This is a genomic window from Pyxidicoccus sp. M6 (assembly GCF_055568925.1).
Window position 1 is genome coordinate 3,556,507 of sequence record NZ_CM145714.1, and the last position, 13,892, is coordinate 3,570,398.

At 71.5% G+C, this 13,892-nt stretch carries 5 protein-coding genes; 3 read left to right on the forward strand and 2 right to left on the reverse strand.

Annotation, left to right across the window (positions count from 1 at the left end; translation table 11 throughout):
- Positions 1-69 precede the first annotated feature (69 nt).
- The 3 genes from ACVTJA_RS14755 (at position 70) to ACVTJA_RS14765 (ending at position 11,321) form a co-directional block, all read left to right on the forward strand.
- Positions 70-7,341 carry a carboxypeptidase regulatory-like domain-containing protein gene (locus tag ACVTJA_RS14755; RefSeq protein ID WP_465837006.1) on the forward strand — a complete coding sequence of 2,424 codons (7,272 nt, stop codon included), beginning with the start codon at positions 70-72 and terminating at the stop codon, positions 7,339-7,341.
- Between the two features lie 175 nt (positions 7,342-7,516).
- Positions 7,517-10,723, forward strand: coding sequence for a transglutaminase domain-containing protein (locus ACVTJA_RS14760; protein WP_465837007.1), 3,207 nt, complete (start codon positions 7,517-7,519; stop codon positions 10,721-10,723).
- A gap of 13 nt (positions 10,724-10,736) precedes the next feature.
- Positions 10,737-11,321 (forward strand): DUF6714 family protein, encoded by a 585-nt coding sequence (locus tag ACVTJA_RS14765; protein ID WP_465840391.1) that lies wholly within the window; start codon positions 10,737-10,739, stop codon positions 11,319-11,321.
- A gap of 1,119 nt (positions 11,322-12,440) precedes the next feature.
- Here the strand turns inward: ACVTJA_RS14765 and ACVTJA_RS14770 are convergent.
- Entirely contained in the window at positions 12,441-13,202 is a 762-nt protein-coding gene (locus ACVTJA_RS14770; protein ID WP_465837008.1) for an alpha/beta fold hydrolase, read from the reverse strand.
- A 164-nt stretch (positions 13,203-13,366) separates the two neighbouring features.
- Positions 13,367-13,843, reverse strand: coding sequence for an FBP domain-containing protein (locus ACVTJA_RS14775; protein WP_465837009.1), 477 nt, complete (start codon positions 13,841-13,843; stop codon positions 13,367-13,369).
- Positions 13,844-13,892: the final 49 nt, after the last annotated feature.

A 13,892-nucleotide genomic window follows, 5' to 3' on the forward strand; every position in this document is an offset into this window, starting at 1 on the left:
AGATGTGAGACACAAGGCGCGCCTAGGGGACGGAGTCCTATCCGTCCTCATCAGGGGGAGGCCTTGTCCATGCACGTTGGGGTCGTGAGGGCCGCGCTACGCGCGAGCCGTTTCCGTTACGCGGTGCTGGCGTTGTTGTTCTCCACGGTGGCTCACGCGGGCTCCGGGCTGGACTGGCTCACCGCCCAGCAGGATGTGGACGGCAGCTATGGCGGGAGCGCGGCATCGCTCGCCACCCGTCCACAGGCCACGGCCGAGGTGCTCCGCGCACAGCTCGCATTGGACGCATCGCTCGCGCTGGGCTTCGAGCCCGGGCTCGCCTGGCTCAACGCGCACCCCGAGGTGAACACCGAGTTCCTCGCGCGCAAGGTGACGGTGAACGCGCTGGCGGGGCGCATGGCGACGGTGTTCGCCACGCGGCTGCTCACGCACCAGAACGCGGATGGCGGCTTCGGCCACCGGCCGGGCTTCGACTCCAGTGTGACGGACACCGCGCTCGCGGTGGAGGCGCTGGGCGCAGCCAACTACGGCTCCATGCCGCAGGTGGGCAAGGCGGTGGCCTTCCTCCTCGCGCGCCAGCAGGGCAACGGCGGCTGGGCGGAAGGGGCGAATGACGCCTCGGTGTCGCTGAGCGCCGTGACGCTGCGCGCGCTGTGGCCGTACCGCTCGACGTGGCAGGGCGTGGCGGCGGCGCTCACCCGCGCCCAGGGCTTCCTCGCCTCCCGCACCGAGGCGGACGGCCTCTGGGGCGAGGACTTCGTCAGCGCGCAGGTGCTGCTCGCGCTGGTGCCCGCGGCCACCGACTTGTCCGGCCTGACGGCCAGCGCGACGGCGCTCCAGGCCCGCCAGCTTTCCGACGACAGCTGGGCCCATGACACGTACACGACGGCCCTGGTGCTCCAGGCGCTGCGCGCGTACGAGGCGCGCAATAGCGGCGGGACGCCCGCGCCCACCGGCTCCGTGTCCGGCTACGTGGTGCGCGCCAACAGCACCGAGCCCATCGCCGGCGCCACCGTCAGCGTGGCCGAGTCGCCCGACATCGCGGTGCTCACCAACTCGGAGGGCTACTTCGTCATCCCCGGCCTGCCCGCGGGTGGCTACACGCTCACCGCGAGCCGGACCGGCTTCACGTCGGCCAGCGTGGCCGTGGGCGTCCAGGCCAATCAGGTGACGCTCGCGGGCCAGCTCGTGCTGGGCGTGGCCGCGCAGACGGGCATCGTGCGAGGCCGGGTGCTGGACACCACCACGGCGCAGGCGCTCGCGTCCGTGCAGGTCAGCCTGGATGGCACGGCCCAGCGCTCGGTGCTCACCAACAGCGCGGGTGACTTCGACTTCGGCGCGCTGGCGCCGGGCGCGTACAGCATCCGCTTCCAGAAGACGGGCTACCGCACCCTCTCCGGCACCGTCACCGTGACGGCGGGCGAGACGGTGAACGCGCAGCTCGGCATGACGCCGGACACCACGCCCGTCGACGACGCGGCGGGCCTCGTGTCCGGACGCGTGGTGGATGGGAAGACGGGCCAGCCGCTCGCCGGCGCCACCGTCTCGCTGGGCTCCGGCCTGAGCGGCACCACCGCGGCGGACGGCACCTTCGCCATCGCCGACGTGCCTCGCGGCAGCTACCAGGGCACGGTGAGCGCGGCCGGTTTCCAGGGCCTGCGCTTCAGCCTCATGTTCGGGCCGGGCTGCATCGGCGACATGGGCACGCTGACGCTGTTCCCCGAGGCCTCCACGCCTTCGCCCACCACGCTCACGCTGCGTGGCACGGTGTCCGACGGCGTGAATGGCGCGCCCGTGGGCGCCGCCACGGTGCGCCTCGTCGAGACGGGCGCGAGCGTCACCACCGCCGCGGATGGGCGCTTCGTGCTGACCGGCATCACCCTCAAGGACTTCAGCCTCGCGGTGAGCGCCACGGGCTACGCGCCGGCCACGTACACCATGAAGGTGGGCGCGTTCGGTGAGGCGGTGGTGGAACTCAAGCTGTCGCCGCCCGGCAGCAGCGCCACCACGAGCAACTTCGCCGGCGTGGTGACGGACGTGGACACGGGGGCGCCCGTGGCCGGGGCCCTCGTCTCCATCGAAGGCACCCACCTGACCGCCACCACCGGCGCGGACGGCGGCTACACGCTGGCCGGCATCGAGTCGCTGGAGTTCACCCTGAAGGTGTCCGCGGTGGGCTACGGCGCGCAGGCGCACGGCGTGAAGCTCGCCGCGCACGGCAGCTATACCTTCAGCCCCGTGCTCGCCCCGGTGGCGGGGGACAGCTTCCAGATTGTCGCGCTGGACGCGACGCAGCCCGAGGCGGGCGCGGACGGCACGGTGATGTTCACCGCCCGCATCGCCAGCCTGCTGGACGCGCAGAAGGCCGCGCTGGTGCTGGGTGAAATCCAGGACGCCACCGGCACGGGCATCGCGGTGGTGCGCCCCTACATCGAGGGCACCACCACCCCGGGCACGGAGTTCTCCTTCGCGCCGGACGAGGTGAAGACGCTCTCCGTTCCGTGGAACACGGCGCAGTTCTCCCCGGGCGTGTACCGGCTGGTGCTGCGCGTGGTGGAGCCGGGCACCGTCAGCCGCGCCCTGCCCACGGGCGAAGTCCTGGCGGAGAACAGCGCCTCCGCGCGCGTGAAGGCCACGCAGGCCATCAGCGGGGCCATGAACATCAACCCGCCGCTCACCCAGGCGGGGCTGCCCACGCCGGTGTCCTTCTCGGTGATGCTGCGCAACGCGGGCAACGTGCCGCTGGCGGCGGGCGCCTACGTGCTCACCGTCGTGCACCCGGACTCGGGTGAGACGCTCTTCACCGTGCAGGCGAACGCGGCCGCCCTCGAGGTGGGCGAGCTGACCACGGTGTTCCTGGGCACCTTCACGCCGATGCAGGCCGGCAACCTCCAGGTGCGCGTGCGGCCGGTGGCCACGGGCGTGGCCGGCGAGGTGACGGACCGCCTGTACGTGGGCGACAAGGCGACGGGCAGCTTCACCGTGAGCCGCACCGTGGTGCCCGAGGGCAACCAGACGGTGCGCGGCAAGGTCTCCATGCAGGGCGTGGACACCTCGCAGGGCGGCAGCACGGACCCGCTGTTCGCCTTCGTGAAGGAGTCCGTCCGCCGCGGCGGCGTCTTCACGGCGCCGGAGGCGGTGAGCTGGCACCGGGTGAACCGGTGCCTGGGCTGCCACATCCAGACGCAGAGCCTGCTCGGACTTTCGAGCTCCTTCGACAAGGCGCCGGTGGACCGCAATGCCGCGACGTTCCTCTACAACAGCATCTCCAGCAGCCAGTGGACGGACGGCGCGCTGCGCATCTCCCATCCGGAGTTCCAGCGCACGCAGACCACGCTGGGCCTGTGGTCGCTCTCCGCGTGGCCGGACATCGCCGGCACCTTCCGCACCAAGCTGAACGCGGCGAAGTACCTCCAGGCGCGGCGTAGCACCAGCGGTGACCAGACGTACTGGGTGCCGGACTACGCCACGGGCTGGTGGAACACCAACGTGAGCCACACGGCGCTCACCATCAAGGGCTACGCCAACGTCCTCAAGGACGCCACGCGGCCGGAAGTCGCGGACGTGAAGGACTACTCGCTCGCCACGGTGGGCGCGACGGGCACCATGTCCGGCTCCGAGGACCTGACGGTGGCGCCGGACGGCACCCTGTACGTGCTGCGCAACGGCGGAGCCATCGACCGGCTGGACAAGGCGACGGCCCAGTCGACGCGCGTCGTGTCGGGCCTGCCCGCGCCGACGTATGGCCTGGCCGTCGCCGCGGACGGCACCTTCTTCGTCACCCGCACCTCCAACCCCACCGTCGTCATCGTCCGGCCGGACGGCACGCGGCAGAACGTGAATGCGGGCGGCTACCTCGTCGACGGCGCCCTGGGCCCGGACGGCTGGCTCTACGCCGCGGACTACTCCAGCCACCGCGTGCTGCGCGTGTCGCCCACCGGGCAGGTGGAGACGTTCGTGAGCGGCGGGCTCATCTACTACCCGTACAGCGTGGTGTTCGACGCGGACGGCAACCTGCTGGTGTCCAACCAGTGGGGCTACAACATCGCCAAGGTGACGCCGAGCCGCACCGTCACCACCTTCGCGGACGGCCTCGCGTACCCGCCGATGCGGATGACGCGGGCGCAGGACGGCAGCCTGTACGTGCTGGTGGCCCAGAACTACTCGGAGGGCCTGCTGCGGGTGCGCCCGGACGGCAGCGCCGAGCGCCTCTTCGAGCTGAGCAACCTCCGCGCCGTCGCGGCGGCGGGGGACCAGGTGTTCGTCACCTACGCGGGTGACAACACGCTGAGGGAGGTGAAGCGCGCGGCCATCGACACCTCCTCGCTGGCGACGCTGCGCGCGGAGATTCCCCGCGCGGTGCGCTACCTGATCGCGAGCTACCAGGACAACAACAGCGACAACACCGTGCACGCGCTGCGGCTGATGGGCCTGGCCGAGGCCCGGCCCTACGTGGATGACGCCACGCTCAGGGCCCGCATCGACACGGCCATCACCTACGAGGCGGACCTGCTGCGCACCCGCCAGCGCGCCGACGGAGGCTGGGGCCGCTACCTGGGCTACGGCAGCGACCCGCTGATGGCCGCCATGGTGGGCATCGCGCTCGAGTACACGGACCCTTCGCCCTCGGACCCGCAGATTCGCAAGGCCATCCAGTACCTGCTGGCCACGCAGCGGGCGGACGGCTCGTGGGACAACTACAACAACGGCCTGAGCACCCGCCTGGCGTCCACCAGCTTCGTCATGGTCTTCATGCCCAAGGCGCTGGAGCGGCTGGGTGGCATCGACGTGGACCTGCGGCTGGATTTGCCGGGCAACGTGACGCTGTCCAACCCGACGCTCGCGCCCACCACGGTGCAGCCGGGCCCGAGCGGCGTGACGGCGTACACCTGGCGGCTCCTGGGTGTGACGGGCTCGGGCCGCGAGGTGGAGTTCGACCTGGGGCTGCAGGGCATGGCCCTGGACGAGCAGCGGTCTGTGGCGACGAAGGCCTTCCTCGAGTTCGATAACTCGTTCCTGGAGGAGAAGGTGCAGGTGCCCCTGGACGTGCCCGTGGTACGGGCCGCCAGTGGCATGACGCTGGCCGTGAAGACGGATGCCCTGACGTACCCGGCCTCGGCGCCCGTGGCCATCCAGAGCACGGTGACGAACAGCGGGCCCACGCCCGCCGCGGGTCAGGTGGTGCTGGCCATCCACGCGGTGGGCAGCACGGAGCCGCTGGTGGAGTTGCCGCCGCTGCCCGTGGACACGCTGGCGTCGGGGGCCTCGCGCGTGCTGCCGGCGGGCTGGAACACCGGCGCCACGCTGGCGGGTGAGTACGAGGTGCGGGGCCGGCTGCTGGACGCGCTCGGACGGGTGGTGGCCCGGGGCGTGGCGCCGCTGCGCATCAGCGCGCCCTCCGCCATCGCCACCACGGCCGTCGTCACGGACAAGGCGGTGTATGGCGCCTGGGACGCGGTGCGCATCACCGGTCGCGTGGGCAACGCCGCGTCCAACGCGCTGCTGGCGCCCTCGAAGGCGGAGCTGACGGTGCGGACGCCGGGTGGTGTCACGGTGTTCACCGCCACGCGCGACGTGCGCCAGCTCATGCCCAACGCGCTGGTGGACCTGCCCTTCCCGCTCACCCTGTCCGACGCGGCGGGGGGCACGTACTCCGTCACCCTGGTGCTGCGCGACGCGCTGTCGCGGGCCGTCCTGAGCACGGCCACCACCACCTTCCAGGTGGAGCGCCGCGTGCTGGCGGGTGTTTCGGGCTCGGTGAGCGTGGCCGAGTCGAAGGTGTACGTGGGTGACGCCAACGCCTGCACGGACACGGCGCGCAGCGCCTCCGGGGCGCCGGTGCCGGGTGTCGTGCTGGTGCGCCAGTTGGTGGACGTGGCCGCGGGCACGGTGCTGAGCGAGGTGCGCGAGACGGTGGACCTGGCGGCCAACGCGCCCAACGTCCGGACGCGCAGCATCTCCACGCAGGGCCTGACGCCGGGCGGCTATGCCTGCGTGCTCCAGGCAGAGCTGCCCGGAGAGACGCGCACCCTGGGCTTCGCGGGCTTCCAGGTGGAGACGCCGCCCATCCGCTTCGGTGCGACGCTCAGCCAGGGCGGCCGCGGCCGGCTGCTCATCCTGCTGGACGCGCCCGTCGTGGAAAGTGGCCACGACAATGACCCGTACGGCCCCACCGGCGCGCCGGGCCTGATTGCCCAGAAGGCATTCCTCGAGGAGCTGCTGGACAACGCCGGCTGGTCCTACGACATCGTCGAGTGGCAGAAGACCTTCGCGCTGCAACTGCGCACGGGCGGCTACGGCGCGCACATGCTGCTCACCGAGCTCTTCACGCTCGACCCGCTCATCCAGAAGGAGCTGCGCGAGGCAGTGTTCCGTGGAGAGGGCCTGGTGGTGGCGGGTGACTACGACTCGCGCCACAAGACGGTGCACGACGCGCTGGGCCTGCGCTACGTGAGCAAGGTGAACGGCGCCTCGCGCGTGGTGCTGGACGCGCCGGGCTTCCCGCTGCTGAGCGGGGAGATGGCGGTGCTCGCGGGCGAGAAGCCGCTGCTCATCGAGCGGCGCGGTGCGCAGAGCCTGGGCACCTTCCGCCTCGCGAGCGGCTACCCCGCGCCCACCACGCCGTATGACGCGGTGACGCTGAACGCGTACGGCCACGGCGAGTCCGGCTTCGCGGGCATGGACCTGCTGGCCATCGCCACCCGCGACGGACAGACGAGCCTGGCCGCGGACCTCCTCCGCGCGCTGCTGGAGCGCGTGCACCCCGTGCCCGTGCCCACCGGTGGGCGGGCCGTGGTGCCGGTGCAGCTCGACGTGGAGAACCTGGGCATGGCGGTGCCCATCACCGCCACGGTGGCCATGCCTCCGGGCGTGGAGCTGGTGGACGCGGGCTCGGGCCAGGTCGTGGACGGGAAGCTCACCTTCACCTTCCCGCTGGAGGTGGGCGGGGCGAAGCAGGTGCGCTTCTGGGTGCGGCTGCCGAAGGCGGCGGGGCCGGTGGACTTCACCGCGGTGGTGAAGGGCGGCCCGACGGGCGCGGTGTCGGTGAACGCCACGCTGCGCCTGAATGTCACGGCCCCGGACACGCTCACCAGCATCCAGTCGAAGCTGCTCGCGCTGGTGAAGGCGGGCCACCCCAATGCCTCCGCGCTGAAGACGGCCGCCAACTACGTGGGGCAGGCCGCGGCGGACGAAGCGGAGTGGCCGGTGCTCGCGTGCGAGTCCGCGGTGAAGGCCACGGACGCGCTGCTGGCGGTCACGGACCCGTCGGTCGTCGAGCTGCGCGTGGCGCTCGACATCTGGCTGCGGCAGGCGACGCAGGACCTGCCGCCGCCCTTCTGAGGCGTCGCGCTCGGCGTCTGGCCGCGGCAGGGGGTGCAGGGCCTGCCGCGGCCCTTGTGAGTCGGCTCAGTCTCGACAGGAACCCAGTTCAAGAACTCATGGATACATGTCCCCTTCGGGGGCCATGCATCGGATGGATGTCCCCTTCGGGGGACATGAAGGGCAGGAATCCGTCATGAAGGGTTTTCGTGAAGCAGTGCCCCAGCGCCCCGGTGGTTGGATGCAGGGCATCTCGGTGGCGGTAACGGTGGCGATGGTCGTCCTCTCGCTGCAGCCCATGGCGGCGGCGGCGCAGCCGGCCATGCGCCTGGCGGCGGCGCGGGCGCAGCGGCTGGCCCATGGCGCGGTGCCGTCGGGCCCGGCCACGCCGGTGCCCTTCCTGTCGCCCATGGCGCAGCAGGGCACGGGAGCCAACCGGTGCGAGCTCTCCGGGCTGAAGCGGCCCGCGCCCACGGCGGAGGCGCGGTACGGCGAGCAGCTCGTCGCGGTGGCGGAGCGCGCGAAGCAGGCGCGGCCCGCGGCTCGCGGCGCGCGGCTGGAGGACGTGAAGGCGCTCCGGACGCAGCTCTCGGAGGCGGTGGCGTCGGGCACGGCGGCGGAGGCCTCGTTCCAGGCCGCCGAGCGCGAGCTGAAGGCGCAGAAGCTGCCGCCCGTGGCGCTGGAGCGGCACCGCGCGGCGCTGAAGCAGGTGCGCGCCCGTCAGGCGCAGCTCCAGCAGTTGTCGACGCGGCTGGCCCGCGCGGATGACGCCAACCAGCCGGCGGAGCGCACCGCCGCCGTGGAGCAGGTGGCCGCCTTCTTCGAGCAGAACCCGCAGGGCCGCACGCACCAGCGCGCCCGGCTGGACAAGCTGCCCTTCCGCGCGCCCGAGGCGCAGGTGCGCGAGCCGGTCACCACCCCCGATGCCTTCCCCGTGACGCTGGCTACGGAGGCCGCGGGGCGGAGCACGGCGGGCGCGAGCATGAAGTCCGGCGCGGCGGCCTCGCTCGCGGTGCCGGTGCCCGCGGACGCGCTGGCGGAGACGGAGGACGTGCAGCTCACCCAGCCCATCCGCGACCTCGCGGCCACGCTGCACAACAACCCGGTGGAGATCTACAACTGGGTGCGCAACAACATCCAGTGGGTGCCCAGCTACGGCTCGCTCCAGGGCAGCGACCTCACGCTGCTCAACCGGCGGGGCAATGCCTTCGACACGTCGAGCCTGCTGATTTCCCTCTACCGCGCCGCCGGCATCCCCGCGCGCTACGTGTACGGCACCATCGAGGTGCCGGCCGACCAGGTGATGAACTGGGTGGGCGGTGTCACGCGGCCGGATGCGGCGCAGCAGCTCATGGGGCAGGGCGGCATCCCCAGCGTCGCGCTCGCCAACGGCGGCAGCATCCGGAGCATCCGGATGGAGCACGTCTGGGTGGAGGCGCTGGTGGACTTCGTCCCGTCGCGCGGCGCCATCAACAAGGAGCCGGACACCTGGGTGGCGATGGATGCGTCCTTCAAGCAGTACACCTTCACCGCTCCGGTGGACCTGAAGGGGACGGTGTCCGTGGACGTGGACGCGGCGGCGGCGCAAATCATGGCCACCGCCACCGAGGACCTGCAGACGGGCTCCTTCACCAACCTGAACCAGGCCGCGTTCGACGCGTGGACCGGGAAGATGCGCTCGGACATCGAGCTCCAGTACGGGACGGAGCGGAAGCTGTCCGAGTTCACCGGCAGCCGCACCATCATCCCGGAGACGGGCAGCGTGCTGGCGGGGACGCTCCCGAACAAGGTGGTGGCCCGTAGCAACAGCTTCACCCGGTTGCCGGACAGCCTGCGTCACCGGGTGCAGCTCACGCTGTACGCGTCCTCGTGGGACAGGGCCATGGGCGACGCGTCGCTCACGTGGACGGTGGACCTGCCCTCGCTGGCGGGCAAGCGGCTGGGCGTGACGTACGCGCCCGCCACGGCGGCGGATGCGGCGGTGCTCGCGAGCTACCGCAACAGCCCCGGTGACAGCCTGCCGCTGTACCAGATTCAGGTGCGCCCGGTGGTTCAGGTGGACGGCGTGGACCGGGCGCAGGGCCCGGCGAGCGTCATGGGCACGGAGCAGACCTGGGAGGCGCGGTTCCTCTCGCCGGGAGACCCGGGCAGCGCGCCGGAGGAGTTCGAGGTGGCGGCGGGCGAGGAGATGGTGTTCGGCATCAACGGCGCCGGCATCACCCAGGAGATGATTCACCGCCGCTTCACGCAGGTGCCGTCGGACACGGCGGCGGAGAACCTGCACACGGTGGCGCTGTACTACTGGGCCCAGTACGACGCGCTGGCCGAGGCGGTGGCGTCCACGCGCAACGCGCTCGTGATGCGCATGCCGTCCATCGGTCTGTTCTCCGTGCCGCTGCAGGTGGGGTACTTCTTCGGCATTCCCCGCACCGGCTCGTACGTGTCGCGGCAGATGGACGTGGCGCGCTCGCTGCTCGCGGTGGTGGACCGGGCGAATGGCGACACGGCGGAAATCCACCGGCTGACGGGCACGTTCGGCTCGCTGCTGGAGGGCCGCACGTTCGACTCGCTCTTCAAGCGCGAGCAGGGCTCGGGCGTGTCGGCGGTGCAGCTCCTGAAGGAGGCCAACCAGCAGCAGATTCCCATCTACCGAATCACCGCGGAGAACTACGAGGACATCGCGCCCCGGCTGAACCTCCCGGCGGACATCGAGGATGAAATCTACGACGCGGTGCTGGCGGGCAAGCACGTCATCGTGTCCGAGCGCGCGCCGACGCACGGCAACTGGAAGGGCGCGGGCTACATCATCGAGGACCCGGACACGGGCGCGGCGGCGTACCTCATCAACGGCGGCCTGAATGGCGGCTCGGATGACCCGTGCGACCCGGACCGCCGACGCGAGCCGGTGCGCATCCCCATCGTCGAAATCATCCTCATCGCCTTCATCATCGCGGCCATCATCCTGCTGATTGCCTCGCTGCCGGCGCTGGCTCCCGCGGCGGGTGCGGCCTTGAAGCCCGCGCTGGCGGGCCTGCTGATACTGCTGGGATTGGGCGCGGCGACGCCCGCCTTCGCCGGTCCGTCGCCGACCTTCCCGGGCAATGGGATGGTGCCTCCGGGTGACTGCACCATCGCGCAGCACCTGGCGCTGCAGGCGGTGGTGGACCTGGAGTGCCATGGCGCGCCGAGCTGCCGCCCATACCCGCCACGCGGGGGCCCGGCGTTCTGCGCGCCGCTGCAGGCGGCGAAGGACCGGAACCTCCGGTGCGCGCTGGCCCGCAGTGCGGTGAACAACACGTGCTTCCGGGGTGGCAACCGCACGCACTACGACGAAGAGGTCATCGCCTACGAGCGCGTGTATCTTTGCGAGTGCCGTCTGGCCTCGAACGGGTGCGCGCCCTGAAGGTGACGTCGTGATGTTGGACGCAGCGAAGGTGGCGGTGGCGCTGGAGGCCCTCCAGCGCGCCTTCCCGGACCGGCCCTTCCCCCAGGGGAAGGATGTGGTCCGGGGGGGCCGGTGGCATGACAAGGCCGGCCAGTCACATCGTCATGAGGACCCGGAGGCGGCGGGTGTGGCCCGCTTCTTCGCGGGTGCGCCGTGGAAGAGCGTCTCGGGTGCGAAGCTGCTGGAGTGGGGCATGGCGGGAGTGGCGCTGCGGCACCTGACGCCGGAGGCGCTCGCGTACTACCTGCCCGCGTACCTCACGGCGTTCCTCACCGAGCCACTGGGGCCGGAGTCCTTCGCGGTGTTGGAGTCGGCGGTGTCAGTGCTCACGGCGCCGGAGTCATCGAGCGGCCCGCCGCCGGGGGGCCGGAGCGATGCGCAGTGGCAGGCGATGGAGCGCGAGCGCGCGGAAGGATTCCAGGCGTTCGCCGGTGCGTTGACTTCCGCACAGCGCTCGGCGGTGAGAGCCTTCCTGGATGCCGTCGAGTCGGTGTTCGAGGAGCCGGGCATGGACAACCCGGTTCGGACCGCCCTGGAGCGCTACTGGGCGAGCTGACCTGAAGGGACCGCACCGGAGTTCTTACCGGGCCGTGCATCGTACGAAGGTCCCATATGCCTCCAAGTGCTTGAAAGTGCTGGGCTCCGGTCATCCGGAGCGCCCGGCACGCGCCCTGCTATGGGGTGGTGCGGCAGGACGGGGCGGTACGGGGCAGGGCGGCAGGGTGGGGCAACAGGGCAGAACGGGCGGCGGGCAGGGCGGGCAGTAGGGGCGAGTTGGTTGGGCGGGACAGGGCAGTACGGGTGGCGCGGTTCGGGCGGCGGGCAGGGCGGGAGTTGGTTGGGCGGGACAGGGGCAGTACGGGTGGCGCGGTTCGGGCGGCGGGCAGGGCGGGGGCAGTAGGGGCGAGTTGGTTGGGCGTGGCGGGGCAGGGCGGCAGTGGCAGTGAGGGCGGCGGGGCAGGGCGGCAGTACAGGGCAGTACGGGCGAGTTGGTTGGGCAGTACGGGGCAGGTCGGGCAGCGCGGCGCAGTACGGGCGAGTTGGGTTGGCGGTACGGGGCGGGGCCGGCGGTGCGGTGAAGCAGCACGGTGGGGCGGGTCGGGCGGGGCGGTACGAGTGGTGCGGGGCAGGGCGGGCAGTACGGGTGGGCGGAGCGGTGAAGCAGAGCGCGGTACCGGGCGGCACACGGGCGGGTCGGGTGGCGGGTCGTTCAGGGCGGTACGGGTGACCGGCAGCACGGGGTGTTGGGGCTGCGCGGGGCGGTACGGAGCAGTACGGGCGGCGGGTAGGTCGGGGCAGCAATGCAGCAAGGCGGCAGAGGCAGCGGGTCGGCAGAACAGCAGGACGGGGGGCGGGTCGGGGGGAAGGGCAGCACCGCGGTACGGGCAGCACGGGGCAGTACGGCAGTGGCAGTGAGGGCGGCGGGCAGGGCGGGGCAGCGGCAGCAAGGGTCGCGAGTGGGACGGGGCAGCAACAGCAGCACGCAGCACGGGGCAGCACGCAGTACGCAGTACGGGCGGCGGGATGGGACGGGGCAGTACGGCAACACGGGGCAGTGAGCTCAGCCTGCTCCGGTCGGACGGCTCGGGTGTGGCGGATGGGGAAGGAGGGAGCCGGTCCTTCACGGAGGATCATCTTCGCGAGGACCGGTTCGCCTCATCACACGCCGGGCGCGCTACGCATCGAGGAACGCCAGCGCAGTGCGCGCGAAGGCCTCGCGATGCTCCAGGAAGATGGGACCGTGTCCCCCACCGGGGACGACCCACAGCCGTGACTCGGGGATGGACCGATACAACTCCACCCCCAGCTCCACGGGGTAGAGCGGGTCGCGGTCTCCATACACGATGAGCGTGGGCGCGGTGATGGTGGCCAGGTACGGCGGCGTGAAGCTCATGTCGTCGTAGCTGTCCGCGAACGCGCGCCCATGGCGCCACAGCGCGCGAATCTGTGCGTCCCCAAGCAGGTGCCGCGAGCGCATCTCCGCCCACTCGGCATCAGTCCGCGTCTCCTCCGTCATCGTGGCCATGATGCGGCGCGCCTGCGCGGGGTAGTACGGCGGGCTCGACACCACCACCATCCGCTCCACTCGCGCCGGAGTCCGCGTGGCGATGTGCAGCAGCGTGTTCCCACCCAGGCTCATGCCCACGGCGCGGAACCGCGCAATGCCCAGCACGTCCATCAGCGCGAGCACATCCGTCGCGCACTGGCGCATGGTGAACGTGTCCGCGGGATTGTCGCTCCGCCCATGGCCGCGCAGGTCCGGAACAATCAACCGGTACCGAGCCGCGAGCGCCTCGAGGTCGAACGCGTGTCGCCAGTCCTCGCCCGAACCCGTGAAGCCGTGCAGCAGCACGAGCGGCGGACCTTCACCCCAGACGCGGTAGTGCAACTGCATGCCCTCGACGGCGGCCGTGCGCGAGACGGACGGTGCATTCATTGCGAGCTCCCCCGGACGAAGAATGACCACGGCCGAAGCGCCGCGGTCCGCCAGGGGAGTACGGCAGCCGTCCCGCCGTTGATAGCTTTGTTCTTTTCCGTCAGACTGCTTCGCGGCACGACAGCATGGGACGCGACATCCGTGTCCCCGCCGCGTGGCTCCCACTACACCGCGGGCTGCTGCTGCACCTCGATGCCGAGCGCCTCGTGCGCGAAGCGGTACATGCGAGCGCTGAGCTCATCGAGGGCGTGCCGCGGGTGTCGCCCGGAGCGGTCTGCCGCGTCCTCCAGCTTCTCCTTGCAGCGCAGGTCATTGCAGAGCGTCACGCCGACGCGGCGCTTGTTGTCCACGTCCGTGGTGAGCATGCCCACCTCGGCGGACGTGCCGTGGCTGTGGCACCACTCGCACATGCGGTAGGTCGGCTCCCCGCCCGGCGGCTCGCGCCGGAAGATGATGCCAATGGGCTTGCGGCTGCCAGGGGCGGCGAAGATGAGGTACACGCGCGCGCCGGACGTCTCCGTCCACGCGAGGTAGTCCCGGACGAAGAGCGGGAAGCTGATGCCCTCGGGCATCTCGATGACCCGGCGGTCTCGCGAGCGGAAGGACTCGATGAGCGCCCGGTCGTTCTCGAATCGAAACACGGCGACTCCTTGGCGAACGCCTGCACTAACAGTTGGGACGCCTCATATC